Raw genomic sequence first — 26,023 nt, forward strand, 5'->3', positions numbered from 1 at the left:
CGGCCCGGCCGCAGCGTGTCCTGGAAGTGACCGAGGAGGACCAGCAGATGGCTCAGAGCGTGTTCCCGCACCGCGAGAAGGTGGGTCTGTACGACCCCTCCTACGAGCACGACGCCTGCGGTGTGGCCTTCGTCGCCCATCTCGACGGCGTGCCCCGGCACCAGATCGTCTCGCAGGGTCTTGAGGCGCTGCGCAACCTGGACCACCGTGGGGCCACCGGCGCGGACGAGGCCGCCGGTGACGGCGCTGGCATCCTGATCCAGGTTCCGGACCGCTTCCTCAGGGGTGTCGTCGACGCGCTGCTCCCGGACGCCGGGGAGTACGCCGTCGGCATGGCCTTCCTCCCCGTCGACGACCAGGCCCGGGCCGAGGCCAAGGCGGCCATCGAGGCCCTCGCCGACGAGGTCGAGCTGGACGTCATCGCGTGGCGCGAGGTGCCCGTCGAGACCGCCACGCTCTCGCCGATCTCCATCGGGGCCATGCCGCACTTCGAACACCTCGTCGTGGCCGGCCGCGAGGGCCAGGAAGGCATCGAGCTGGACCGCGCCACCTACGTGCTGCGCCGCCGCGTCCAGCACGAGGTGGGCGTGTATTTCGCGTCGCTCTCCTCGCGCACGCTGGTCTACAAGGGCATGCTCACCACCGCCCAGCTGGAGGAGGTGTTCCCGGAGCTGCACGACGAGCGGATCGAATCGGCGCTGGCCCTGGTCCACTCACGATTCTCCACCAACACGTTCCCCGCGTGGGAGCTGGCGCACCCCTACCGGATGATCGCCCACAACGGCGAGATCAACACCGTGCGCGGCAACCGCAACTGGATGCGGGCCCGCGAGGCACTGCTCACGTCGGACAAGTTCCCCGGCAACCTGGAGAAGCTCTTCCCGATCTGCACCCCCGACGGCTCGGACTCGGCGTCGTTCGACGAGGTGCTGGAGTTGCTGCACCTCGGCGGCCGCTCGCTGCCCCACGCGGTGCTCATGATGATCCCGGAGGCCTGGGAGGGCCACGCGGAGATGGATCCCGAGCGTCGCGCGTTCTACGAGTACCACTCGATGATCATGGAGCCCTGGGACGGCCCCGCCTGCATGACCTTCACCGACGGCACCATCATCGGCGGCTGCCTGGACCGCAACGGCCTGCGCCCCGGGCGCTTCTGGGAGACCGCCGACGGCCTGGTGGTGTTCGCCTCCGAGGCCGGTGTCCTTCCCATCGAGGCCGGTGACGTGGTGCGCAAGGGACGGCTCCAGCCGGGCCGCATGCTGCTGCTGGACCTGGAGAAGCACACCATCGAATCCGACGAGGCGGTCAAGGGCGCGCTTGCCGCTGAGCACCCCTACGGCCAGTGGGTGTCCGAGAACAAGATCGAGCTCGACCAGCTCCCCAGCCGCGCGCACATCGTCCACTCGCACGCCTCCGTGATCCGCAGGCAGCAGGTGTTCGGCTACACCGAGGAGGAGCTGCGGCTCATCATCGCGCCGATGGCCAACGCCGGAGCCGAGCCGATCGGCTCGATGGGCACCGACTCCCCGATCGCGGTCCTCAGCAGCAGGCCCCGGCTGATCTTCGACTACTTCAAGCAGCTGTTCGCGCAGGTGACCAATCCGCCGCTCGACGCCATCCGCGAGGAGCTCGTCACGTCGCTGACCACCAAGATCGGCCCCGAGCGCAACCTCCTCGAGCCCACGCCCGAGGCTGCGCGCCAGATCACCATGAACCGGCCCATCCTGGACTCGGAGCAGCTGGCCAAGATCGTGCGCCTCAACCAGGACGGTGAGCTGCCCGGCTACGGCACCCACGTGGTCCGCGGCCTCTACAAGGTGGCCGGCGGGGGCCGCGCCCTGGAGAAGAAGATCGACGAGATCTGCCAGGAGGTCTCCGCGGCGATCCGCGGCGGCGCCCGCGCGATCGTGCTGTCGGACCGGCACTCCACCGCCCAGCTGGCGCCCATCCCGTCGTTGCTCCTGACCGCGGCCGTGCACCACCACCTGGTGAGGGAGAAGACCCGCACGCAGGTGGGCCTCGTCGTGGAGGCCGGCGACGTCCGCGAGGTGCACCACATGGCGCTGCTCATCGGCTTCGGCGCCGCCGCCATCAACCCGTACCTGGTGTTCGAGACCGCCGAGGACCTGGCACGGCGCGAGATGTACGTCGACGTGTCGCCGGAGAAGGCCATCGCCAACGTCGCCAAGGCGCTGTCGAAGGGCGTGCTCAAGGTGATGAGCAAGATGGGCGTGTCCACCATCGCCTCCTACACCGGCGCGCAGATCTTCGAATGCGTCGGCCTCAGCCAGGACGTCGTGGACCGCTACTTCACCGGCACCACCAGCCGCCTGGGCGGCCTCGGGCTGGGCGAGCTGGCCGACGAGATCAAGGCGCGCCACACCACGGCCTACCCCAGCGACGGCATCCCCCTGGCGCACCGAAACCTGCTGGTGGGCGGCGAGTACCAGTGGCGCCGCGAGGGCGAGCCGCACCTCTTCGACCCGGAGACGGTCTTCCGCCTCCAGCACGCCACCTCCACCGGCGACTACGCGATGTTCAAGCGCTACACCTCGCTGGTCGACGACAACTCGTCGCGCATCATGACGCTGCGCTCCCTCATGGGCTTCAAGCCGGCGCAGCCGATCAGCATCGACGAGGTGGAATCGGTCGAGAGCATCGTCCAGCGGTTCTCCACGGGCGCGATGAGCTACGGCTCCATCTCCATGGAGGCGCATCAGACGCTCGCCGTGGCGATGAACCGCATCGGCGCCAAGTCCAACACCGGCGAGGGAGGCGAGGACCCGGAGCGGCTGCACGACCCGTCGCGCCGTTCCGCCATCAAGCAGGTGGCCTCCGGCCGCTTCGGCGTCACGTCGGAATACCTCACCTACGCCGATGACATCCAGATCAAGATGGCGCAGGGCGCCAAGCCGGGCGAGGGCGGGCAGCTGCCCGGCCCCAAGGTGTATCCGTGGGTGGCGAAGACGCGCCACTCGACGCCCGGCGTGGGCCTCATCTCCCCGCCGCCCCACCACGACATCTACTCCATCGAGGACCTCAAGCAGCTGATCCACGACCTGAAGTGCGCCAACCCGTCGGCGCGGGTGCACGTCAAGCTGGTCTCCGAGATCGGCGTCGGGACGGTCGCGGCGGGCGTCAGCAAGGCCAAGGCCGACGTGGTGCTGATCTCGGGCCACGACGGTGGCACGGGCGCGGCGCCGCTCACCTCGGTCAAGCACGCCGGCGCCCCGTGGGAACTGGGCCTGGCCGAGACGCAGCAGACGCTGCTGCTCAACGGCCTCAGGGACCGGATCGTCGTGCAGTGCGACGGACAGCTCAAGACGGGGCGCGACGTCATCGTCGCCGCCCTCCTGGGCGCCGAGGAGTTCGGCTTCGCCACGGCCCCGCTGGTGGTCTCCGGCTGCATCATGATGCGCGTGTGCCACAAGGACACCTGTCCGGTGGGCGTCGCGACGCAGAATCCCGAGCTGCGCGGCAAGTTCCACGGCGACCCGGACCACGTGGTCAACTTCTTCATGTTCATGGCCCAGGAGGTCCGCGAGCTGCTGGCCCAGCTGGGCCTGCGCTCCATCGAGGAGGCGGTCGGCCGCGTGGACCTGCTCGACGTGGGCAAGGCGGTGGGCCACTGGAAGACCCACGGGCTCAATCTTGGCCCCGTCCTGGCGGAGATCGACGTGCCCGAAGGCACCCCCCGGCACTGCACCACCACGCAGGACCACGGCCTCGACGCCAAGCTGGACGTGGAGCTGATCCGCCTCGCGGAGCCCGCGCTGAGCCGCGGCGAGCAGGTGCGCCACTCGCTCACCGTGCGCAACGTGGACCGCACCGTCGGCACGATGCTCGGGCATGAGGTCACCAAGGCCACGGACGGGCGCGGACTGGACGCCGGCACCATCGAGTTCACGCTCACCGGCACCGGTGGGCAGAGCTTCGGCGCCTTCCTTCCCCGCGGCATCACCCTGCGCCTCATCGGCGACTCGAACGACTACTTCGGCAAGGGGCTCTCGGGCGGCCGGCTCGTCGTCACCCCGCCGTCGGAGTCGAGCTTCGACCCGGCCGAGCAGATCGTGGCCGGCAACGTCATCGGCTACGGCGCCACCTCGGGGGCCATGTTCCTCCGAGGACTCGTGGGCGAGCGGTTCTGCGTGCGCAACTCCGGGGCCACCGCCGTCGTCGAGGGCGTGGGAGACCACGGCTGCGAGTACATGACCGGCGGCGAGGTCCTCGTCCTCGGCCCCACCGGGCGCAACTTCGCCGCGGGCATGTCCGGCGGCGTGGCGTGGGTGCTGGACCTCCACCCGCTGCGTCTCAACACCGAACTGGCGGACCCCGTCGACCCCACGGACGCCGACATCGCCCGCATCCGGGCCCTCCTGGGCGAGCACCGGGCCGAAACCGGATCGCTGGTGGCCGACGAACTCCTGCAGCTCGGCGACGAGGACCTGCGGCTGCGGTTCACCAAGGTCCAGCCCCGCGATTTCGCCCGCATCATGGCCGTCCAGGCCCAGTCCGTCGCCGACGGGCTCACCGTCGAGGAAACCACCACACTGATGATGGAGGCCGCTCATGGCTGATCCCAAAGGATTCATGACCACTCCCCGCCAGGTGGCGGATCGCCGCCCGGTGGAGGAGCGCGTGCACGACTGGAAGGAGGTCTACCCGGGCAGCCCAGGCCGGGCCCTCCTGCCGATCATCTCGGCCCAGGCCGGGCGCTGCATGGACTGCGGCATCCCGTTCTGCCACAACGGCTGCCCGCTGGGCAACCTCATCCCTGAATGGAACGACCTCGTCTGGCGCGACGAGTGGCAGGCCGCGCTGGACCGGCTGCACGCCACCAACAACTTCCCGGAGTTCACCGGACGCCTGTGCCCGGCGCCGTGCGAGACCGCCTGTGTGGTGGCCATCAACATGGACCCGGTGACCATCAAGAACGTCGAGGTGGCCATCATCGACAAGGCGTGGGAGGACTCCCGCGTCGTGCCGCAACAGCCCGAGTGGCACACCGCCAAGACGGTGGCCGTGGTCGGCTCCGGCCCCGCGGGCCTCGCGGCGGCCCAGCAGCTCACACGGGCCGGACACACCGTCGTGGTCTACGAGCGGGCCGACGCCATCGGCGGCCTGCTGCGCTACGGCATCCCCGAGTTCAAGATGGAGAAGGCCGTCCTCAACCGCCGGCTCAAGCAGATGGTGCTGGAGGGCACCCAGTTCAAGACCGGCGTCGAGATCGGCGTCGACCTCACCGGCCGCGAGCTTCTGGAACGCTACGAGGCGGTGGTGCTGGCCATCGGTTCGACGGTGCCGCGCGACCTCCCCGTCCCGGGGCGCGAGCTGGCCGGGATCCATCAGGCCATGGAGTTCCTTCCCCAGGCCAACCGGCGCGCGCTGGGCGAGGACGTGCCGGACCAGATCACCGCCGAGGGCAGGGACGTGGTCATCATCGGCGGCGGCGACACCGGCGCCGACTGCCTCGGCACCTCCATCCGGCAGGGCGCGCGCTCCATCACGCAGCTGGAGATCATGCCCACACCCCCCGAGACCCGTCCGCACGGACAGCCGTGGCCCACCTACCCGATGACGTTCAAGATCACCTCCGCCCACGAGGAGGGCGGCGACCGGGTCTACGCCGTGTCCACCAACCGCTTCGTCGGCGACGACGCGGGCCGGGTGGCGGGGCTGGACATCGTCGAGGTGCGCTTCGAGGCGGGCCGGTTCGTGCCCCTCGAGGGCACCGAGCGCCACGTGCCGGCCCAGCTGGTCCTGCTGGCGATGGGCTTCAGCGGACCGGAGCAGACCGGTCTGGTCGAGGAGCTCGGTCTGGCCCTCGACCCGCGCGGCAACATCGTGCGCGACGAGCTGTACCGCACCAACGTGGACAACGTGTTCGTGTGCGGCGACGCCGGGCGTGGGCAGTCGTTGATCGTGTGGGCCATCGCGGAGGGACGGTCCTGCGCGCAGGGCGTCGACGCGCAGCTCAGTGGCACCTCGAAGCTGCCGCGGCCCATCGGCCCGGAGGCCCGCCAGCTGCTGGTCTGATGGCTAGAGTCTGCTCATGAAGACACTCTTCGCCGAGTTCACCGCGTTGCCCGGGCACGAGGACCGCGTGGCCGAGCTGATGGCCGGCCTCACGGACAAGGTGCGCGCCGAACCTGGCAACGTGCAGTTCCTCCCGTTCACCAGGGAGGAGCACCCGCGTCGCTGGTTCGTGTTCGAGCAGTACCGCGACGACGCCGCGTTCCAGGCCCACATCACGGCGGAGTACGGCGCGCAGTTCAACGCGGAGCTCGTCCACCACATCGCCGAGGACGCCTCCCAGCTCACCTGGCTGAACCAACCCGCCCACAGCTGAACCCTGCCCGCGGCAGAGTAGCCTGCTGACTGTGCTGGACCTGCTCGCCTCGTCGCCCCTGCTGACCATCATGCTGGTGGTGGCGGTGGGCGCCGCCGTCGGGATCATCCCGTTCGGTCCGCTGAAGCTGGGCGCCGCCGGTGCGCTGTTCGTGGGGCTGGCGCTGGGTGCCCTTGACCCGGCCCTCGGCGACGGCCTCGCACTGGTCTCCACGCTGGGGTTGGCGCTCTTCGTCTACGCCGTCGGCATCGCGGCCGGGGAGACGTTCTTCGCGGATCTCAGACGCCAGCTGCCCCTCATGGTCATGGGTGTCGCGGTGCTCGGCGCCGTCACCGCGCTGGCGGTGCTCATCGGCTCCTGGCTGGGCCTGGGCACCGGCATGATCGCCGGCCTGCTGGCCGGCGCGCTGACGTCCACCCCGGCGCTGGCGGCCGCGACCTCGGCCACCGGGAGCCCCGACGCGGCCGTCGGCTACGCCCTCGGCTATCCGGTCGGCGTCGTCCTGGCCATCCTCGTGGTGGCTCTGGTGGTGGGCCGCCGTTGGCCCGCGACGAACGACCCCACGCCGGCCTCGGCCGACGGCATCGTGGCCGAGTCCGTGCACGTCAAGCGGGCCACCGCGCAGCGCGGGGTGCCCGGCTGGGCCGACGAGACCATCAAGATGAGCTACCTCGTGCGCGACGCGCGCACCCGCGTGCTCGCCCCCGGCGAGGACCTGCAGGCCGGGGACCAGGTGCTCGTCGTGGGTTCACCGGCCGCCGTGGAGGAAGCCATCGGATACCTCGGCCACCGGTTGAGCCGTGAACTGACGGATGACCGGGGCGCCGTCGACTTCACGCGCCTGGTGGTGTCCTCGCCGGCGGTGGCGGGCAGGAGCGTGGCGCAGCTCAACCTTCCCAGCCGCTTCGGCGCGGTGCTCACCCGGGTGCGACGCGGCGACACCGACCTGCTGGCCCGCGACGACCTCGTCCTGCAACTCGGCGACAGGGTGCTGGCGGTGGCCCCTCAGGAGGAGCTCGACGACCTGTCGGCGTTCCTCGGCGACTCGGAGCGACGCGTCGCGGAGGTGGACGCGTTGGCGCTGGGCCTGGGGCTGGTGGCCGGTCTGCTGGTCGGCGCCGTCAGCGTGCCGTTGCCCGGAGACGCCGCGTTCTCGCTCGGCTCCGCGGCCGGGCCGCTGCTCGTGGGCATGGTACTCGGCGCCACCCACCGCACCGGTCCGCTGATCTGGGCCATGCCGTTGACGGTCAATCTCACCATCCGGCAGCTTGGCCTGCTGCTCTTCCTCGCCAGCGTCGGGCTGGCCTCCGGCCCCCTGTTCGCCGAGCAGGCGCTCACCGCCACGGGCCTGCGCGCCGGGCTGCTGGCGGCCATCATCGTGGCCGTCTCGGCGGTGCTGTTCCTCGCCGGGTCCCGGCTGCTGGGACTCAGCGCACCCCGGGCCGCCGGGGGGTTCGCGGGTTACGTCGGGCAGCCGGCGATCCTGTCGTTCGCGAGTTCGCGGGTCAGCGACGGGCGGATCGACGCCGGATACGCCGCCCTGTTCGCGCTGGGTATCGTCGCCAAGATCGTCGCCGTGCAGGTCCTGGGGGTTGTGGCGTGAGCCACCGGCCGCGCCGCGCCGCGACCATCGTCGACGGCGGGTATGGTGGGGACCCGTCGCACGGTGACGGAGGGAGGAGACGACGATGACCGACACCTTCGTCCACCTCCACAACCACAGCGAGTTCTCCATGCTCGACGGCGCCGCCCGCGTCAAGGACATGTTCAAGCAGGCCGAGAACCTCGGCATGACGGCGCTGGCCATCACGGACCACGGCAACCTGTTCGGCGCCTACGAGTTCTACAAGGCGTCGAAGAACTTCAACGTCAAGCCCATCATCGGCCTGGAGGCCTACCTCACGCCCCGCACGCACCGCTCCGAGCGCAAGCGGGTGCAGTTCGGGGACGGGACCGGCGACGACGTGGCCTCCAAGGGGGCCTACACGCACATGACGATGTGGGCCTCCAATCAGGAGGGGATGCACAACCTCTTCCGGTTGAGCACCCGCAGCTCACTGGAGGGGTTCTTCTACAAGCCGCGGGCGGACCGGGAACTGCTCAACCAGTACGGCAAGGGCCTCATCGCCACCACCGGCTGCCCCTCCGGCGAGGTGCAGACGTTCCTGCGGCTGGGCCAGTACGACAACGCGCTGGCCTCCGCCGCCGAGTTCCGCGACATCTTCGGGGCAGGCAACTTCTACGTGGAGCTGATGGACCACGGCCTGGACATCGAGACGCGGGTGCGCACGGACCTCCTCCGCATCGCGAAGAGCCTCGGGCTGCCGCTGGTGGCCACGAACGACTCGCACTACGTCCACGCCGAGGACGCGGACGCGCACGACACCCTGCTGTGCGTGTCCGCCGGCTCCCGCAAGGCGCAGACGGACCGGTTCAAGTTCGACGGCAACGGCTACTACATGAAGTCCCCGGCGGAGATGCGGCTGCTGTTCAAGGAGTTGCCGGAGGCCTGCGACAACACGCTGGCCATCGCCGAGCGTGTCGAGACGGTCTTCGACGAGGGCACCGGCACCTACATGCCGCGCTTCGACTGCCCGGACGGCGAGACGGAGGACAGCTGGTTCGTCAAGGAGGTGGAGCGGGGCCTCGCGATCCGGTACCCCGGCGGGGTGCCCGACGAGGTGTGGGACAGGGCCCGGTTCGAGACCGGCATCATCACGCAGATGGGCTTCAGCGGCTACTTCCTGGTGGTGGCCGACTTCATCAACTGGGCCAAGGAGAACGGCGTGCGGGTCGGGCCGGGCCGCGGCTCGGGTGCCGGCTCGATGTGCGCCTACGCGCTGCGCATCACGGACCTGGACCCCATCGAACACGGCCTGCTGTTCGAGCGGTTCCTCAACCCCGAGCGCGTCTCCATGCCGGACTTCGACATCGACTTCGACGACCGTCGTCGCGGCGAGGTGATCGCCTACGTCACCGAGAAGTACGGCTCGGACAAGGTGGCGCAGATCATCACCTACGGCTCCATCAAGGCCAAGGCCGCCGTCAAGGACGCCGCCCGGGTGCTGGACATGCCGTTCTCCATCGGTGAGCAGATCACCAAAGCCATGCCGGCCGACGTCATGGGCAAGGGTGTCCCGCTCACCGAGCTGTTCAACGAGCAGCACAACCGCTACAACGAGGCCAACGAGTTCCGCGAGCTCTACCAGACCTCGCCGGACGTGCGGACCGTCGTGGACACCGCCATGGGCCTGGAGGGGCTCAAGCGTCAGTGGGGGGTGCACGCCGCGGGCGTGATCATGTCCGCCTCGCCGCTGATCGACATCATCCCGCTGATGAAGCGCGAGGCAGACGGCGCCATCATCACCCAGTTCGACTACCCGGGGTGCGAGTCCCTCGGCCTGATCAAGATGGACTTCCTGGGCCTGCGCAACCTCACGGTCCTCGACGACGCCGTGCGCAACGTGCAGCTCAACAAGGGGATCGAGGTGGACCTGGACACGCTCAGCCTGGACGATCCCCGGACCTTCGCGCTGCTCCAGGCCGGCGACACGCTCGGGGTCTTCCAGCTCGACGGTGGCCCCATGCGGGCGCTCCTGCGCCAGATGCAGCCGGACTGCTTCGCCGACATCTCGGCCGTCGGCGCCCTGTACCGTCCCGGCCCCATGGGCGCGGACTCGCACAACAAGTACGCGCGCCGCAAGACCGGCCGCGAGCCGGTGGAGCCGGTCCATCCCGAGCTGGCGGAGGCACTGGAGCCCATCCTGGGGGAGACCTACGGTCTCATCGTCTACCAGGAGCAGGTGATGGCCATCGCCCAGCAGCTGGCGGGCTACTCGCTGGGCAGCGCGGACCTGCTGCGCCGCGCCATGGGCAAGAAGAAGAAGTCGGAACTGGACGCCCAGTACGAGATCTTCTCGGGCGGCATGCAGGAGCGCGGCTTCTCCATGAACGCCGTGCGGACCCTGTGGGACGTTCTCCTGCCGTTCTCGGACTACGCGTTCAACAAGGCGCATTCGGCGGCCTACGGTCTGGTCTCGTACTGGACGGCGTGGCTGAAGGCCAACCACCCCGTCGAGTACATGGCCGCGCTGCTGCAGTCCGTGCGCGACGACAAGGACAAGTCCGGGCTGTACCTGGCGGAGTGCCGCCGGATGGGCATCCAGGTGCTGCCGCCGGACGTGAACTCGTCGGAGACGCAGTTCACGCCGGTGGGCGACCACATCCGCTTCGGCCTGGGCGCGGTCCGCAACGTCGGCGACAAGGTGGTCACGGCGTGGATCACCGAGCGCCAGCGCACCGGGCCCGCCACGGACTTCCACGACTTCCTGGACAAGTCCCCGCTGCTCATGTGCAACAAGCGCGTGATCGAGTCGCTCATCAAGGCGGGCGCCTTCGACGAGATGGGCCACACGCGGCGCGCGCTCATGGGGATCTTCGAGACGGCCGTGGACTCGATCATCGACGTCAAGCGCAACGCGGAGAACGGGCAGGACGGCTTCGACTTCGGCCTGGCGCCTGTGGACGACCCGGGTGGCGCCACGACGCGCGAGCAGGTGCCGCTGATCGACGAATGGGACCGGCGCACGAAGCTGGCGTTCGAGCGCGAGATGCTGGGCCTCTACGTCTCCGACCATCCGCTCAACGGTCTCGAGCACGTGCTGCAGGCCAACAGCGAGCGCCCCATCGCGTCCGCCGCGGCCGGCGAGGGCTACCGCGGGCAGACCAAGCTCTGCGGCCTCATCACCTCCGTCAACCGCCGCGTCAACAAGGCCGGCAACATCTGGGCCCAGGTGGTCCTCGAGGACCTCACGAGCTCCATCGAGGTGACGGTGTTCCCGCGGGTCTACGACCAGGTGGCCGCGCACCTCGCGCCGGACACCATCGTCTCCGTGGAGGGCACCGTCGAGTCCGGCGAGGACCGCGGCAGGATGCGCGCCCAGCACATCGTGGCGCCCCACATGAGCGCCGAGGGTAACGCGGGCCCGCTCGCCCTCACGCTCCCCGCCGTGCGCTGCACGCCCGGCGTGGTCAACCGGATCAAGGAGATCCTGGCCCAGTACCCCGGCTCCGCCGAAGTGCACCTGCAGCTGCGCACGGGTGACCAGGTCAAGACCTTCCGGCTCGGGGACGGGTTCCGGGTGGAGCTCACCTCGGCGCTCTTTGCAGACCTCAAGGCGGTCCTCGGACCCAGCTGCGTCGGCGTCGGGAAGGAACTGTGATGTCGGACGAGGTGCTGGTCTTCTCGCGCAAGGGTCAACTGGCGGAGCTCTGGAACACGCCTGCCTGGAGGGTGGGGCTGTACCTGGCCGGCGCCGTCGTCCTCGGCGTCCTGGCGGGGCTGCTCTGGTCAGGGCTCACCCCGCTGCCCGCCTACACGGTCAACGACGACATGACGGCCTCCATCAACGAGCGCGCGCACACCAGCATCGTCGCGGCCGACGTGACCTTCGCCGTCGTCACCGGCGTGGTGGGGCTGGTGATAGGCGCCGTCGGCTGGGTGATCCTGCACCGTCTCGGATGGGTGGTCATCGCCGTGCCGCTCATCGCCTCGTTGGGCTGTGCGCTCACCGCGTGGCAGGTGGGACTGTTCGTGGGCGAGTCCGGGTTCATCGAGCGGCTCGCCGCGGCCCGCGCGGGGGACGTGGTGCGTGTGGACCTGGCGCTGCGCTCCATGGCCGCTCTGGTGGTGGCGCCGTTCGCCTCCACGACCCCGATCATGCTGATGGCGGCCTTCTGGCCGGAGCCGCGCGTGGACCGTCCGGCGGAGGAGGCCACCGCCTCGGACTAGACTTGGGCCCCGTGCTGCGAGTTCTGGATCTGACGGGCGTCGACGACGCCTACCGTGCCCACCTTCCAAGGGGGGAATTCGACGTGGAGGCGGCCGTCGCCATCGTCGCCCCCATCGTCGAGGACGTGGCCCACCGGGGGGAGGAGGCGCTGCGCGAGTACTGCCAGCGCTTCGACGGCGTGACCCCGGACACCCTCCGGGTGCCCGCCGCCGCCCTGGCCACGGCGGCCGAGGAGCTGGACCCCGCGCTGGCCGACGCGTTCGCCGAGGCCATCAGGCGGCGCCGCCTCGTGGCCGAGCAGCTGGAGCGCGACACCAACCCCGCCCCCGCGATCCTCGCCGACGGCGCGCGCGTGGGGTTGCGCAACATCCCCGTGGAGCGCGTGGGGCTGTACGTGCCGGGCGGCCTAGCGCCGCTCGCCTCCAGCGTCATCATGAACGTGGTGCCCGCGCAGGTGGCCGGCGTACCCTCCATCGCCGTGGCCTCACCGCCGCAGAAGGAGTTCGGCGGGCTGCCGCACCCCAACATCCTCGCCCTGTGCCACATCCTGGGTGTCGAGGAGGTCTACGCCGTCGGCGGCGCCCAGGCCATCGCCATGTTCGCCCACGGCGTGCCGGGGCTGTGCGAGCCGGTGTCCCTCGTCACCGGACCGGGCAACATCTACGTCGTCGCGGCGAAGCGGCTCGTGAGAGGGCTCGTCGGCATCGACTCCGAGGCCGGCCCCACCGAGATCGCGATCATCGCCGACGACACCGCCACCGCGTCGTTCGTGGCCGCGGACCTCATCTCACAGGCCGAACACGACCCCTTGGCCGCCTCCGTGCTGATCACCGCGTCTCCTGATCTCGCGGCGCGCGTGCAGGCGGAGCTCGCCGTGCAGGTGCCCGCCACCCGGCACGTGGAGCGGATCCGCACGGCGCTGAGCGGCCCCCAGTCCGCCGTCGTCCTGGTGCGCGACGTGGACCAGGCCGTCGCCGTGGCCGACGCCTACGCCGCGGAGCACCTCGAGATCCAGACCGCGGACGCCGAAGCCGTGGCCAACCGGATCCGCAACGCGGGGGCCATCTTCGTCGGCGACTACGCGCCCGTGTCGCTGGGGGACTACTCGGCCGGGTCCACGCACGTGCTGCCCACGGCCGGCTGCGCCTGCCACTCCTCGGGGCTCACCGTGCGCTCGTTCATCAAGACCGTGCACGTGATCGGCTACACCGAGGAGGCGCTCATGGCCATCGCCGACGGCGTGGAGCGTTTCGCGCTCGCGGAGGACCTGCCGGGACACGCCAATGCCATCACCGTCCGGAGGGCGCGGTGATCACGCTCGCAGACCTGCCGCTGCGCGCCGACCTCGTGGGCCAGGAGCCCTACGGTGCCCCGCAGCTCGACGTGCCCGTGGTGCTCAACGTCAACGAGAATCCGTACCCGCCGTCGCCCCTCATCCGGCACGAGATGGCCGCCGCCCTGGTGGCCGCCGCCGGCACGCTCAACCGCTACCCGGACCGGGAGGCCACGGCGCTGCGGGAGGACCTGGCTGCCTACCTCGGCCACGGGCTGACGGCGGAGCGGATCTGGGCGGCCAACGGTTCCAACGAGATCATGGCTCACCTGCTCACCGCGTTCGGGGGCCCGGGTCGCAGGGTGCTGGCGTTCACGCCGACGTACTCGATGTATCCGGAGTACGCGCGCAACACCTGCACGGACTACGTCACGGTCGCCAGGAACGCGGACTACACCCTGGACGCGCAGCTGGTGCTCGAGGCCATCCGGGAGCACGAACCCACGGTGGTCCTGATCGCCACCCCCAACAACCCCACCGGCACCGTCGTGCCGCTGGAGGTCATCGACGAGATCTGCGCGGGCACGGACGCCATCGTCGTCGTCGACGAGGCCTATCAGGAGTTCGCCGCCACGCCGTCGGCGCTGGAGATCCTTGACCGGCATCCTCGGCTCGTGGTGTCGCGCACCATGTCCAAGGCGTTCGCGCTGGCCGGGGGTCGCGTGGGCTACCTGGCGGCCGCCCCGGCCATCGTCGACGCCTGCCGGATCGTCCGGCTGCCCTACCACCTGAGCACCCAGACCCAGGCCGTGGCCCGGGTGGCGCTGGCGCACGCCGGGGAGTTGCTCGCTCAGGTCCGCCAGCTCGCCGCCGAGGCGCGCGGGTTCGAGGACTGGGCGCGCGGGCGCGGCTACGCCGTGATCGACTCCCAGGCCAACTTCTCCCTCATGGGACGCTTCTCCGACCGGCACCGCGTCTGGCAGGACCTGCTCGATCGAGGCATCCTGGTCCGGGAGACCGGACCCGCCGGCTTCCTCCGTGTCTCCGCGGGCACCCCGACGGAGATGGCCATCCTCCGCGACGCACTGGTCGACCTCAACCCCACCATCGAAGGGACCACCCCGTGACCCGCACCGCCACCGTCGAACGCGCCACCAGCGAATCGAGCATCACGGTCACCGTGGACCTGGACGGCACCGGCCGCTCCACCATCAGCACCGGGGTGGGCTTCTACGACCACATGCTGACCGCGCTGGCCAAGCACTCCCTCATCGACCTCACGGTCCAGGCCACCGGCGACCTCCACATCGACGGCCACCACACCATCGAGGACACCGCCATCTGCCTCGGCCAGGCGCTGCGGCAGGCGCTGGGCGACAAGGCCGGCATCCGGCGCTTCGGCCACGCGGTGGTGCCGCTCGACGAGGCGGTCGCGGACTGCGTCGTCGACGTCGCGGGCCGCCCGTACGTGGTGTGCAAGGGCGAGCCGGAGGGGCAGGTCTATGCGCGCATCGGCGGCTCGGGCGTCGCCTACGCCGGTTCCATGACGTACCACGTGGTGGAGGCCCTGGCCCTCAACGCCGGACTGTGCGTTCACCTGACGCTGCTGGCCGGCCGCGACCCGCACCACATCGTCGAGGCCCAGTTCAAGGCCCTGGCCCGCGCGTTGCGCGACGCGGTAGAGATCGACCCGCGCGTCCAGGGCGTGCCCAGCACGAAGGGGGCGCTCTGACCCGCCGGGTGGGGTTGCTCGACTACGGCTCGGGCAACCTGCACTCCGCCGCGCGCGCCCTGGTGAACGCCGGTGCGGAGCTGGTCGTGTCGGCAGACCTGCACGCGTTGCGCCGGCAGGACGCGCTCGTCGTGCCGGGCGTGGGGGCCTACGCCGCCTGCATGGCGGGGCTCCGAGCTGCGGGTGGCGTCGAGCTGATCGCGGACTGGGTCGCGGCGGAGCGCCCGCTCCTCGGGATCTGCGTGGGGCACCAGGTGCTGTTCGACGGCGGAACCGAGCACGGCGTCGACACGCCCGGGCTCGGCCTGTTCGCCGGTCGCGTCGAGCAACTGCAGGCCCGCCGGCTGCCACACATGGGATGGAACACCGTGGCGCCCCCCGAGGGCACCCGGCTCTTCGCCGGGTTGGCCCGGGAGCGGTTCTACTTCGTGCACAGCTACGCGGCCACGCATGCGCCTGAGGACGCGCTCGTCACCACGGCCCGCCACGAGGCCGCGACCTTCGTGGCCGCGGTTGAGCGTGGCGCCGTGAGCTCCACCCAGTTCCACCCCGAGAAGTCCGGAGCCGCCGGGGCCCGGCTCATCGGCAACTGGCTCGGTTCCTGGTAGCCGGCGCACGCGTCGGTTTCGGATAGGGTTGGGCGTTGTGGAGAAGTTGCAGCTGTTGCCCGCCGTCGATGTGCAGGACGGCCAGGCCGTCCAACTGGTGCAGGGGATCGCGGGGTCGCAGAAGGAGTTCGGTGACCCGCTCGATGCCGCGCTGCGCTGGCAGGACGGTGGAGCCGAGTGGCTCCACCTCGTGGACCTCGACGCCGCCTTCGGGCGAGGCAGCAACGCCGAGCTCCTGCGCTCCATCGTCGGGCGCCTCGACCTGAACGTGGAGCTCTCCGGCGGCATCCGCGACGACGCCTCCCTCGAGCGGGCGCTGTCCACCGGCGCGCGCCGCGTCAACATCGGCACCGCCGCGCTGGAGAACCCGCAGTGGTGCGAGCGGATCATCGCCGAGCACGGGGACCGGATCGCCATCGGCCTCGATGTGCGGGGGGAGAACCTGGCGGCGCGAGGCTGGACCACCGAGGGTGGGCCGTGGCCGGAAACGCTGGACAGGCTGGTCGCGGCGGGCTGCGAGCGGTTCGTCGTCACGGACGTCAACGCCGACGGTATGCTCACCGGCCCCAACACGGACCTGCTCCTGGCGGTGGCGAAGCGCAGCGGCCAGAAGGTGATCGCCTCCGGCGGCATCGCCACGCTGGAGAACCTCCGGGACCTCCGGCTCCTGGTGCCGCAGGGAGTGGAGGGCGCCATCATCGGCACCGCCCTCTACCTGGGCCGGTTCACCATTGAGGAGGCGCTCAGCGTCGCCGGGGGAGACGAGCATGCCTAGGCCACCGGCGAGCACCTTCGGCGAGGTCAACCCCAAGCTGGTGCACGTCCCGCCGTTGCTCAACGGCCGGATCGCGGACCTGCTCAAGGCGAAGAAGATCGTGATGACCGGCGTCACCGGGTTCATCGGTGAGCAACTGCTGTGGAAGGTGCTCACCGAGTGCCCGGACACCACCACCGCCGTCCTCGTGCGCCGCAAGGGTTCCGTCACGGCGCAGCAGCGCGTCGCCTCGCTGCTGGCCAAGAAGATCTTCAAGCCCATCGTGGATGCCTCCGGCGGCATCGAGGCGCTGATGGCCTCCCGCGTCCAGGTCATCGAGGGCGACCTGCCCAACGTGCCGGACCTCCCGCGTGACCTGGACGTGCTGCTGCACTGCGCCGGGGACGTCTCCTTCGACCCGCCCATCGACCAGGCGTTCATGACCAACGTCATCGGCACCAAGGCGCTGCTGACGAAGCTGCGCCAGGCGTGCTCCGACGACGCGGGCACGCTGGTGAAGGTGCCGCACTACGTGCACGTCTCCACGGCCTACACCGCCGGCAGGCGGCGAGGCGCCATCCCGGAGGCGGCGCACGTCCACGACGTGGACTACGAGGCCGAGACCGTGGCTGCGCTGGCCATGAAGGAACACATCGAGGCCCGCTCCCGGGAGGCCGGCCAGTTGACGGCCCTCCGGAAGGAGGCAGAGGCGCTGCACGCCAAGGCCGGCTACCTCACCACCTCGCGGGATACCGAGCGTCGGCGTGAGGAGTGGGTCAAGCGGGAGCTGGTCCAGGCGGGCACGGAGCGCGCGCGCTCGCTGGGTTGGACGGACGTCTACACGTTCGCCAAGGCGTTGGGCGAGCGGGTGGTGGCAGATCTCGGCCAGGACTTCCGCGTCTCCATCTACCGTCCCGCCATCGTCGAATCGTCGCTGCGCCACCCCTACCCGGGCTGGATCGAGGGTTTCAAGATGGCCGAGCCGCTGATCCTGGCCTACGGCCGGGGCCAACTGCCCGAGTTCCCCGCCTCGCCGGACGCGGTCATCGACATCATCCCGTGCGACTTCATCGTCAACGGCATCATCGCCGTGTGCGCCACCACCCCCGAGATCGGGCGTCCGGAGTACTACCACGGCTCGTCGGGGGCCAGGAACCCGCTCACGTTCCGCGGGGTGTATGAGCACGTCCGCAGCTACTTCTCGGAGCATCCCTACACCTCCGGCCAGGGCTCCACCCCGCTGGCCACGTGGACCTTCCCCGGGGCCGAGCCCATCGAGAAGTTCATGTGGGTGGCCCAGAAGGGCGTGGCGCTGGGCAACGCGGCGCTCAGTTTCGCGCCCCGCGGCAAGACCACCCGGGCCTGGGCCACCCAGCTCGACAAGTCCGGCAAGCAGCTGGACTTCCTGAGCAAGTACCTCACGCTGTACGGCGAGTACCTCCAGTCCGAGCTGCACTTCGTCGACGACGCCGCCCTGGTGCTGCACCACTCCCTGCACCCGGAGGACAAGGAGTCGTTCGGTTTCGACTCCGCCTCCTACACGTGGAGGCACTACCTGGAGGAGGTGCACATCCCGGCCATCACCAACCCGGTGCGCCGCCTCGAGGCGGCACGCAAGCGTCGCCAGGCGCGCTCTGCCACCTTCCGCGACCTCAAACCGGCCGAGCCCGGCACGGTGCTGGCGGCGTTCGACCTCGACGGCACGGTCATGGCCACCAACGTGGTCGAGACCTATCTGTGGGCGCGGCTGCCGGAGCTGTCCCCGATGCGCCGGGCGATCGAGGTCGCGCGGGTCGCTGCGCAGCTGCCGATGTACCTGGGCGCCGAGCGCCGGGACCGTGGCGTGTTCCTGCGCTCCATCTACCGCCGCTACGCGGGGGCGGACCTGGCCGCGTTGGAGAGTTACGTCGACGAGCGTCTCGCACCCCAGATCCTGGACCGGATGTCGCCTGATGCCATCCGGCGGATCAGGGAGCACCGTGACGCAGGCCACACCACCATCCTCATGACCGGAGTGATCCGGCCCCTCACCCGGCCGTTCGAGGGATTGTTCGACACGATCCTCGCGGCGGAGCTGGCCACCGACGAGTCGGGGCGCTGCACCGGCTTCCTCAGCGGTCCGCCGATGGTGGGGGAGTCGCGCTCAGCATGGCTGACCCACTACGCGGCGCTGCACGACCTCGACCTCAGCCAGTCCTACGGCTATGCCGACAGCCATGTCGATCTCCCCATGCTCACCACCGTCGGAAACCCGGTGGCCGTCAGCCCGGACATCGGCCTGATGCGGGCAGCCAAGACGAAGGGCTGGTCCATCGTCGAATGGCCCGCCATGTCGCCGCTGCCGCGCTGGAGGATGTCGTGAACGGAAAGGAACATCCGATGTCTCGTCCAGGATTCGTACTGGAGGTCGATGACAAGACGCCGCCACTGCTCACCATGGCCGGCGCAGACGTCCGCCAGGAGCGGATGGGGCTGGGCACCAGGGTGGTGTACCCGGCAGACGCCGTCCCCTCGACGGATCCCGTCGCCCTGATCGACGCGGCGCTCGCCGCGCCTCTCGGGGCGGAGCCCCTCGCCGCGCAGCTGAAGCCGGACACCCGGCTCACGATCGTGGTGGTGGACTCCACGCGGCCGCTGCCGCGCCCCGAGTTCGAGATCCGTCGCACGCTGGTGGAGCGGGTGCTCGAGACGGCCGCGCGGGCCGGGGTGGACGACGTCGAACTCGTCATCGCCACAGGATTGCGGCAGCGCTGGAACGCCGCCCACATCACCGACGTCCTGGGCGACCGGGTGGCCACCTCCTTCCTGCCCGACGGCCTGGTCAGCAGCCACGACGTGACGGCATCGGACCTGGTCACCCTCGGTGACGTCGACGGTGCCCCGGTGAGGTTCAACCGGCGCGTGGCGTCGTCGGATCTCGTGGTGCTCGTCTCGGCCCGCGCGGACTCCGGGGAGCAGTGCCCCTTCGTCGCGGGCCTCGCCGACGTGCGGACCCTCAACCGCCTCCAAGGCGTGGAGCGCGACGACGAGTACTGCCGGGCCGTGGAACGCCTGGTCCACGACACGGTTCGCACGTTCGCTGTGGTGGCGGTGCTGGGGCAACCCCTGCTGTCGCGTTCGCTGCGGTTCGCCTCGAAGCGCGAGTGGGAGTGGAGCCTGGCGGACAAGCTGTCGCTCGCCGGCGCTCGCCAGATCGTCGCGGCGCTGCCGCGCCAGGGGGCGCAGCTGCTGCACGGCAACCCCCGCGCGGACTACGCCGTCGTCGACGTCCTCGGCGGGGACCATGCGCGGGTGTTCGCCGATTCACGGCTGGTCTGGAAGGCCGCCAACGCGGTGGAGCTGAAGGGCCGATCCGACGTGCTGGTCACCTCGGTGTGGGGGGCATCCATCGACGAGGGGGATCCGGTGGGCTCGCCGCTCAGTGCGGCGCATCACGCTCTGGTGACCCGGGCCGGGTCGCACGTCGGCACCCCGTACACGCGCGAAGGTGGGGCGCTCATCGCCTTCCATCCGCTGCGCAAGCGGTTCTCCAACAGGCGCCAGAGCGCGGCTGCGGATTTCTTCGCCACCGTCCTGCCGCAGACCACGGACCCCGCCGAGATCGCGGCGGTCTACGAGCCGCGCGCCATCGACGACGAGTGGTACCTGGACCTGTACCGCAAGCAGTTCGCCGAGCACCCCCTCCGGGTGTTCCACCAGTGGTACGCCACCGCCAGGGCGGCCGCGCACTTCTCGGACGTCGTCTGGGTGGGCGGGGACCGGCGCAGCGCCGCACTGCTGGGGCACCGCGCGGCCACCACCTACGCAGACGCGCTGGAGATCGCCTCGAACCACGTAGGTCCAACCCCGTCCATCACGGTGCTACGCGGACCGGGGCTGGCGCTGGGCGACGTGCGATGAGCCGTCAGCTGTCGTCCTGGGCGCAGAGCCGCCGCGGTCATCGCGGGCCGCGGCTCACCTGGCCCCGCGACATCGCGCAGATCGCCTCCGACCTGCTCCGGCCCGGCACACCGGCCGGTGCCCCCGCGCGCACCCAGGCCTCCCGCGACAGGCTGAGCCTGCGCGCCCGGCTCTCCGGCCGGCACCTCATGCTCCGGATGCTGAGCCTGCGCCTCGACGTCGAACTCGTCTCCGGAGACAGCATCGCCGGCCTGCAGCCGCCCGTCGTGTTCGCCGCCAACGAGCAGGGCGCCCTGGACTACCAGTTGCTCCGGCTGGCGCTCCCGTCGCGCGTGCGGCCCACCATGATCGCGCCCTCCCGTGCGATCGCCCGCGGCCACAACGTGGTGGTGTTCGCCGACGAGCCGGTCGGTCGCCGCCTCGTGGGCGAGTTCTCCACGGTCCCGGCGGACCTCGCGAACCAGCACAACGTGCCCATCGTGCCGGTGGGCATCGTCGGCACCTTCAAGCTCAAGGACATCCTCAAGCTGGCTCTGCGGAGCAGGCCCAAGGTGTCGATCCGCTTCGGCGCACCCATCTACACCCGCGGGCGGTCCCTGGTGGAGGCCTCGGCCGAGCTGCAGGCCCGCGTCGAGGAGCTGGTGCACGAGGGCGAGCTCTCCTGGTGGACCGTCCAGCGTCGCCACGGCGGCGGGACGGGCGAGCGCCCCACGCCGACGGCCCCCCGCTGGCGGAGGCTCTGGGATCAGGCGGCGCCGGCCTCGGCCCCAGAGTCCCGGATCTGGCGGTAGCGGACGGCATGGACGCCTACGTGGAGCCTCACCTCGCGTGGCGACTCCTCGGCCCGGACGATGCTGAAGACCTGGACCAGTTCCGGGACCAGCTCGACGCGTTGGAGGATTCCGTCCTCTCCGGGGTCGCGGCGTCGATCACCGGCCGGAACCTGCTCGTGGCGCACGCCGTGGGTGGGTTCGACTCCTACCAGTCGCTGTCGGCCTACGGCGTGACCTACATCGCGGAGACGGACCCGCCGCGGATGTACCTCATGGGCGGCGTGCACCCCACCCACCGTCACCTGCACATCGGCACGGCGCTGCTGCACTGGCAGATGACCCACGCGGCCGCGTGGCGCGACGAGTTCCGGCCGGGACAACCGCTGTGGCTGGGCTGCTACGCGGAGCTGGGCCGACCAGGCCTGGCTCGGGTGGCCTCCCACCTGGGATTCACGCCCGAGCGCTACTCCTACGACCTCCAACGCGACCTCACGGTCCCGCTCACCGTGCCCACCGTCGACGGTGTGCTCCTGGAGCCCTTCGAAACCGCCCACTCCGAGCCCGTGCGTCAGCTGCACAACGTGTGCTTCGACGGCATGGGCAAGGAGGTGACCCGGGAGACCTGGGCCGCCAGGGTCGCGGACCCGGACTTCCGCCCCGAGTGGTCCTTCATCGCGCGCGCCGGGGACGAGGTGGTCGGCTACGCCATGAGCGGCCTGGGCGACACCGAGGACGACGGCACGCCCATCGGGTGGATCGAGCGGTTCGGGGTGCACCCGGCCTATCGCGGGAGGAAGATCTCGCTGGCGCTGATGGGCCACTGCCTGCTGGCGATGCGCGACGCGGGCTGCCGGGAGGCGGGCATCGGCATCGACACGCCCGACGGAGTGGGCGTCCAGCGGCTGTGCGCGGACCTCGGCTGGACGACACGCGACGCCGTGGCGCTGCTCTCGAAGGTGGTTCCCTGACCCGCGATAAGCTGTCACGAGCAGTCTGACACGAGCGCGAGAAGGTGGGTCCGGATGAGCGGCCATTCCAAGTGGGCAACAACCAAGCACAAGAAGGCCGTCATCGACGCCAAGCGGGGGAAGCTGTTTGCCAAGCTGATCAAGAACATCGAGGTCGCGGCGCGGCTGGGCGGCGGGGACCTGGCAGGCAACCCCACGCTCTACGACGCGGTCCAGAAGGCCAAGAAGTCCTCTGTGCCCAACGACAACATCGACCGCGCCGTCAAGCGCGGCTCGGGCGCCGAGTCCGGCGGGGCGGACTACGAGACCATCATGTACGAGGCCTACGGCCCGGCCGGCGTCGCCATCCTCATCGAGTGCCTGACGGACAACCGCAACCGTTCCGCCTCGGACGTGCGCGTCGCGGTCACCCGCAACGGCGGGACCATGGCCGACGTCGGCTCCGTGCTGCGGTTGTTCTCCCGCAAGGGCGTGGTGACCGTTCCCAAGCAGCAGGGCGGCAGGGACATCGTCGAGGACGACCTGCTCGAGGCGGCCCTCGAGGCCGGCATCGAAGAGGTCGACGACGACGGCGACGTGTGGGAGGCGGTCTCGGACCCCAACGACACCGTCGAGGTCCGTAAGGCCATCGAGGCGGCCGGGCTGGACTACGACTCCTCCGAGGTGCAGTTCGTCCCCTCCTTCGAGCAGGAGGTCGACTCCGTGGACGTGGCGCAGAAGGTGTTCCGCATCATCGACGCCCTGGACGACTCCGACGATGTGCAGAACGTCTACACCAATCTCGACGTGACCCCCGAGGTCGCCGAGGCCCTCGAGTCCGAGGACTGATCACCCAGGCCATGCGCATCCTCGGCATCGACCCCGGACTCACCCGCTGCGGTGTGGGCATCGTCGACGGCACCGTCGGCCGCCCCCCCACCTTGGTGGCAGTGGGTGTGGTCCGCACCGCGGTGGGGCTCGACGTGGCCCAGCGGCTGCTGGCCCTCGAGGTGGGCCTGGCGGAATGGTTCGACGACTTCGCGCCGGACGCCGTCGCCATCGAGCGCGTGTTCTCGCAGCACAACCTGTCCTCGGTGATGGACACCGCCCAGGCCGCCGGGGTCGCGGCGCTGAACGGCGCCCGCCGTGGGTTGCCGGTGGCGTTCCACACGCCGTCGGAGGTCAAGGCCGCGGTGACGGGATCGGGCAGCGCGGACAAGGCGCAGGTCTCCCTCATGGTCACCCGGATCCTGCGGCTCACGGAGCCGCCGAAGCCCGCCGACGCCGCGGACGCGCTCGCCGTCGCGGTGTGTCACGCCTGGCGCGGCGGCGCCACCAACCGCTACGCGGCCGCGGTCGCGGCGGCGAAGGGGAACCGATGATCGCCCAACTGACCGGCACCGTCGTGACGGCGGGCGCCACCGCCGGCGTGATCGACGTCGGCGGCGTCGGCTACCGCGTGCTCACCACACCCCAGACCGCGGCCGGGCTCCGCCCTGGGGAGCGCACCACCCTGCACACCACTCTGGTGGTCCGCGAGGACTCGATGACGCTGTTCGGTTTCGGCGACGAGGGTGAGCGGGAGGCGTTCGAGCTGGCGCAGACCGCCACGGGCGTGGGCCCGAAGCTGGCGCTGGCCATCGTCTCCGTGCTCACCCCCGGTGAGTTGCGCCGCGCGGTGCTCACGGAGGACATCAAGCGGCTGTGTGCGGTCCCCGGTATCGGCCACAAGGGTGCTCAGAAGCTCATCATCGAACTGAAGGACAAGGTGCTCCTCCTCGCCGACGCACCCGTCGGGGACGGGCCCGCGCCCGTGGACGGCGACGCGTGGCGCGCGCAGGTCAGCGACGGGTTGCAGGGGCTGGGCTGGTCCGCGCGCGACGCGGCGGCGGCGTGTGACAACGTCGCCCACCTCGTCGAGGAGGACCCCTCCGTCGGCGTGGCGAAGCTGTTGCGCGCGGCGCTCAACTCGTTGGCGAGGCGCTAGTGATCAACCCCGAGGTCGATCCGACGGCGGACGTCGAGGATCGCGATTACGAGGCCGCCCTGCGGCCGAAACGGCTCGCCGAGTTCGAGGGCCAGCCGCGGGTGCGCGAACAGCTGGCGCTGGTCCTGGACGCCGCCCGCCATCGAGGCACGGCGCCGGATCACGTGCTGCTCTCCGGCCCGCCGGGCCTGGGCAAGACCACGCTGGCCATGATCATCGCCGCGGAGCTCGGCACCGGCCTCCGGATCTCGTCGGGCCCCGCCATCCAGCACGCCGGGGACCTGGCCGCGATCCTCTCCGGCCTCGACGAGGGTGAGGTCCTGTTCCTCGACGAGATCCACCGCCTCTCCCGGCCGGCGGAGGAGATGCTGTACCTCGCCATGGAGGACTTCCGGGTGGACGTCATCGTCGGCAAGGGGCCGGGTGCCACCGCCATCCCGATCGAGCTGCCGCCGTTCACGCTCGTCGGCGCCACCACGCGTGCCGGCCTGCTGCCCGGGCCGCTGCGGGACCGGTTCGGCTTCACCGCCCAGCTGGACTTCTACGCCGCGGCGGACCTTGAGGGGATCGTCGCCGGCTCGGCGGGGAAGCTGGGCGTGCGGATCGACGACGACGCGCAGCGCGAGATCGCCCGCCGGTCACGGGGTACCCCGCGGATCGCCAACCGCCTGCTGCGGCGCGTCCGCGACTTCTCGCAGGTGCGCGGCCACCCGGACGTGGACCGCTCCGTGGCCAGGGCGGCGCTGGAGCTCTACGAGGTGGACGAGCGCGGCCTCGACCGGCTGGACCGGGCGGTGCTGGACGCCATGTGCCGCCTGTTCGACGGCGGGCCCGTCGGCCTGTCCACGCTGGCGCTCAGCGTCGGTGAGGAGATCGAGACGGTCGCGGAGGTCGCAGAGCCCTTCCTCATCCGTCAGGGATTCATGGTGCGCACGCCGCGCGGCCGCGTGGCCACCCGGGCCGCCTATACCCATCTCGGCATGAGCGTGCCGTCGTCGAACCCCGCGCTGTTCGACTGACACCGGCGGCTGCGGGCACGCGCGGGCCGGTAGCCTACGGGCATGCGGACGCGTGCAGACATCAAGGCCTGGCTCACCGACATGGACGGCGTGCTGGTGCATGACAACCGCGCGCTCCCGGGCGCGCAGGAGCTCATCGACCACTGGGTGGCCACGGGGACGCCGTTCCTCGTGCTCACCAACAACGCCACCTACACGCCGCGGGACCTGTCGGCCCGGCTCAGGGACTCCGGGCTCAACGTGCCTGAGGAGCGGATCTGGACCTCCGGCATGGCCACCGCCAAGTTCCTGGCCGAGCAGATCCCGGGCGGCTCCTGCTTCATGGTGGGCGAGGCGGGCCTGTCGACGGCGTTGCACGACGCGGGCATGGTGCTCTCGGACCGCAACCCGGACTTCGTCGTCATCGGCGACACCCGAACCTACTCCTTCGAGGCCATCACCACCGCGATCAGGCTCATCGACGCTGGCGCCCGGTTCATCGCCACCAACCCGGACGCGACGGGCCCCACGCCCACCGGCGTGGTGCCGGCGACGGGCGCCGTCGCGGCGCTCATCACCAAGGCCACGGGGAGGGAGCCCTACGTGGTGGGCAAGCCCAATCCCATGATGTTCCGCTCAGCGTTGAACAAGATCGGGGCGCACTCGGAGGAGACCGGCATGATCGGTGATCGCATGGACACCGACATCGTCGCCGGCATGGAGGCGGGGCTGCACACGGTCCTGGTCCTCACCGGCATCTCCACGGCCGCATCGCTCGTGCAGTTCCCCTACCGGCCGGTGGAGATCCTCGACGGCGTCCATCAGATGCTCGAGTACACCGACTGACCCGCCCCGATCCGCGCCGCGCCGCGCTGCCGGACGGACCTGCACCACTCACCTCCGCTATCCT

General features: G+C 70.6%; 20 protein-coding genes. All 20 read left to right on the plus strand.

All coding sequences use genetic code 11. The annotated features are described in order from the left end of the window. Positions 1-47: 47 nt before the first annotated feature. The 20 genes from gltB to ACX1D0_RS04460 all read left to right on the plus strand — a co-directional run bounded on the left by gltB (position 48) and on the right by ACX1D0_RS04460 (position 25,959). Positions 48-4,577, plus strand: coding sequence for a glutamate synthase large subunit (gltB, locus tag ACX1D0_RS04365; RefSeq protein ID WP_459019671.1), 4,530 nt, complete (start codon positions 48-50; stop codon positions 4,575-4,577). Continuing rightward, positions 4,570-6,036 (plus strand): glutamate synthase subunit beta, encoded by a 1,467-nt coding sequence (gene gltD, locus ACX1D0_RS04370; RefSeq protein WP_459019672.1) that lies wholly within the window; start codon positions 4,570-4,572, stop codon positions 6,034-6,036. The genes gltB and gltD overlap by 8 nt, the downstream gene beginning before the upstream one ends. A 16-nt stretch (positions 6,037-6,052) precedes the next feature. After that, complete coding sequence (locus ACX1D0_RS04375) at positions 6,053-6,349, plus strand: putative quinol monooxygenase (RefSeq protein ID WP_459019673.1); 297 nt, start codon at positions 6,053-6,055, stop codon at positions 6,347-6,349. A gap of 25 nt (positions 6,350-6,374) precedes the next feature. Then, the gene (locus ACX1D0_RS04380) at positions 6,375-7,952 is read left to right on the plus strand and encodes an aspartate:alanine exchanger family transporter (RefSeq protein ID WP_459020384.1); all 1,578 of its coding nucleotides are present in this window, start codon (positions 6,375-6,377) and stop codon (positions 7,950-7,952) included. Positions 7,953-8,037: 85 nt separating this feature from the next. Then, positions 8,038-11,571, plus strand: coding sequence for a DNA polymerase III subunit alpha (gene dnaE / locus ACX1D0_RS04385; protein ID WP_459019674.1), 3,534 nt, complete (start codon positions 8,038-8,040; stop codon positions 11,569-11,571). Then, positions 11,571-12,140 (plus strand): hypothetical protein, encoded by a 570-nt coding sequence (locus tag ACX1D0_RS04390; protein ID WP_459019675.1) that lies wholly within the window; start codon positions 11,571-11,573, stop codon positions 12,138-12,140. Before dnaE ends, ACX1D0_RS04390 begins: the two co-directional genes overlap by 1 nt. An 11-nt stretch (positions 12,141-12,151) precedes the next feature. Further along, positions 12,152-13,453: a histidinol dehydrogenase gene (gene hisD / locus ACX1D0_RS04395; RefSeq protein WP_459019676.1), complete on the plus strand. Its 1,302-nt coding sequence runs from the start codon at positions 12,152-12,154 to the stop codon at positions 13,451-13,453. Next, on the plus strand, positions 13,450-14,541 hold the full coding sequence (locus tag ACX1D0_RS04400) for a histidinol-phosphate transaminase (RefSeq protein ID WP_459019677.1): 1,092 nt from the start codon (positions 13,450-13,452) through the stop codon (positions 14,539-14,541). Before hisD ends, ACX1D0_RS04400 begins: the two co-directional genes overlap by 4 nt. Continuing rightward, positions 14,538-15,146 carry an imidazoleglycerol-phosphate dehydratase HisB gene (hisB, locus tag ACX1D0_RS04405; protein WP_459019678.1) on the plus strand — a complete coding sequence of 203 codons (609 nt, stop codon included), beginning with the start codon at positions 14,538-14,540 and terminating at the stop codon, positions 15,144-15,146. The genes ACX1D0_RS04400 and hisB overlap by 4 nt, the downstream gene beginning before the upstream one ends. A gap of 8 nt (positions 15,147-15,154) precedes the next feature. Beyond that, complete coding sequence (hisH, locus tag ACX1D0_RS04410; RefSeq protein ID WP_459019679.1) at positions 15,155-15,754, plus strand: imidazole glycerol phosphate synthase subunit HisH; 600 nt, start codon at positions 15,155-15,157, stop codon at positions 15,752-15,754. A gap of 37 nt (positions 15,755-15,791) precedes the next feature. Continuing rightward, positions 15,792-16,529, plus strand: a complete 738-nt coding sequence (priA, locus tag ACX1D0_RS04415; RefSeq protein WP_459019680.1) for a bifunctional 1-(5-phosphoribosyl)-5-((5-phosphoribosylamino)methylideneamino)imidazole-4-carboxamide isomerase/phosphoribosylanthranilate isomerase PriA — start codon at positions 15,792-15,794, stop codon at positions 16,527-16,529. After that, positions 16,522-18,870, plus strand: a complete 2,349-nt coding sequence (locus ACX1D0_RS04420) for an HAD-IB family hydrolase (protein ID WP_459019681.1) — start codon at positions 16,522-16,524, stop codon at positions 18,868-18,870. Before priA ends, ACX1D0_RS04420 begins: the two co-directional genes overlap by 8 nt. Positions 18,871-18,887: 17 nt before the next feature. Then, on the plus strand, positions 18,888-20,408 hold the full coding sequence (locus ACX1D0_RS04425) for a lactate racemase domain-containing protein (RefSeq protein WP_459019682.1): 1,521 nt from the start codon (positions 18,888-18,890) through the stop codon (positions 20,406-20,408). Then, positions 20,405-21,199, plus strand: a complete 795-nt coding sequence (locus ACX1D0_RS04430) for a lysophospholipid acyltransferase family protein (RefSeq protein ID WP_459019683.1) — start codon at positions 20,405-20,407, stop codon at positions 21,197-21,199. The genes ACX1D0_RS04425 and ACX1D0_RS04430 overlap by 4 nt, the downstream gene beginning before the upstream one ends. 8 nt (positions 21,200-21,207) lie before the next feature. After that, positions 21,208-22,149, plus strand: a complete 942-nt coding sequence (locus ACX1D0_RS04435; protein ID WP_459019684.1) for a GNAT family N-acetyltransferase — start codon at positions 21,208-21,210, stop codon at positions 22,147-22,149. A gap of 54 nt (positions 22,150-22,203) precedes the next feature. Further along, positions 22,204-22,977: a YebC/PmpR family DNA-binding transcriptional regulator gene (locus ACX1D0_RS04440; RefSeq protein ID WP_459019685.1), complete on the plus strand. Its 774-nt coding sequence runs from the start codon at positions 22,204-22,206 to the stop codon at positions 22,975-22,977. A gap of 11 nt (positions 22,978-22,988) precedes the next feature. Beyond that, positions 22,989-23,510, plus strand: coding sequence for a crossover junction endodeoxyribonuclease RuvC (gene ruvC, locus ACX1D0_RS04445; protein WP_459019686.1), 522 nt, complete (start codon positions 22,989-22,991; stop codon positions 23,508-23,510). Further along, complete coding sequence (ruvA, locus tag ACX1D0_RS04450) at positions 23,507-24,115, plus strand: Holliday junction branch migration protein RuvA (RefSeq protein ID WP_459019687.1); 609 nt, start codon at positions 23,507-23,509, stop codon at positions 24,113-24,115. Before ruvC ends, ruvA begins: the two co-directional genes overlap by 4 nt. After that, positions 24,115-25,134, plus strand: coding sequence for a Holliday junction branch migration DNA helicase RuvB (gene ruvB, locus ACX1D0_RS04455; protein ID WP_459019688.1), 1,020 nt, complete (start codon positions 24,115-24,117; stop codon positions 25,132-25,134). The genes ruvA and ruvB overlap by 1 nt, the downstream gene beginning before the upstream one ends. 42 nt (positions 25,135-25,176) lie before the next feature. Then, positions 25,177-25,959 carry an HAD-IIA family hydrolase gene (locus ACX1D0_RS04460; protein ID WP_459019689.1) on the plus strand — a complete coding sequence of 261 codons (783 nt, stop codon included), beginning with the start codon at positions 25,177-25,179 and terminating at the stop codon, positions 25,957-25,959. Positions 25,960-26,023 lie beyond the last annotated feature (64 nt).

The organism is Tessaracoccus pujii, from assembly GCF_054483895.1.

Bases quoted from the DNA above. Each gene is read 5' to 3' on its own strand.
- ACX1D0_RS04440 (WP_459019685.1), top strand. From the start codon at position 22,204: ATGAGCGGCCATTCCAAGTGGGCAACAACCAAGCACAAGAAGGCCGTC.
- ACX1D0_RS04390 (WP_459019675.1), top strand. From the start codon at position 11,571: ATGTCGGACGAGGTGCTGGTCTTCTCGCGCAAGGGTCAACTGGCGGAG.
- ACX1D0_RS04435 (WP_459019684.1), top strand. From the start codon at position 21,208: ATGGACGCCTACGTGGAGCCTCACCTCGCGTGGCGACTCCTCGGCCCG.
- gltD (WP_459019672.1), top strand. From the start codon at position 4,570: ATGGCTGATCCCAAAGGATTCATGACCACTCCCCGCCAGGTGGCGGAT.
- dnaE (WP_459019674.1), top strand. From the start codon at position 8,038: ATGACCGACACCTTCGTCCACCTCCACAACCACAGCGAGTTCTCCATG.
- ruvA (WP_459019687.1), top strand. From the start codon at position 23,507: ATGATCGCCCAACTGACCGGCACCGTCGTGACGGCGGGCGCCACCGCC.
- ruvC (WP_459019686.1), top strand. From the start codon at position 22,989: ATGCGCATCCTCGGCATCGACCCCGGACTCACCCGCTGCGGTGTGGGC.
- ACX1D0_RS04460 (WP_459019689.1), top strand. From the start codon at position 25,177: ATGCGGACGCGTGCAGACATCAAGGCCTGGCTCACCGACATGGACGGC.
- ACX1D0_RS04425 (WP_459019682.1), top strand. From the start codon at position 18,888: ATGTCTCGTCCAGGATTCGTACTGGAGGTCGATGACAAGACGCCGCCA.
- gltB (WP_459019671.1), top strand. From the start codon at position 48: ATGGCTCAGAGCGTGTTCCCGCACCGCGAGAAGGTGGGTCTGTACGAC.
- ACX1D0_RS04420 (WP_459019681.1), top strand. From the start codon at position 16,522: ATGCCTAGGCCACCGGCGAGCACCTTCGGCGAGGTCAACCCCAAGCTG.
- ACX1D0_RS04430 (WP_459019683.1), top strand. From the start codon at position 20,405: ATGAGCCGTCAGCTGTCGTCCTGGGCGCAGAGCCGCCGCGGTCATCGC.
- ACX1D0_RS04375 (WP_459019673.1), top strand. From the start codon at position 6,053: ATGAAGACACTCTTCGCCGAGTTCACCGCGTTGCCCGGGCACGAGGAC.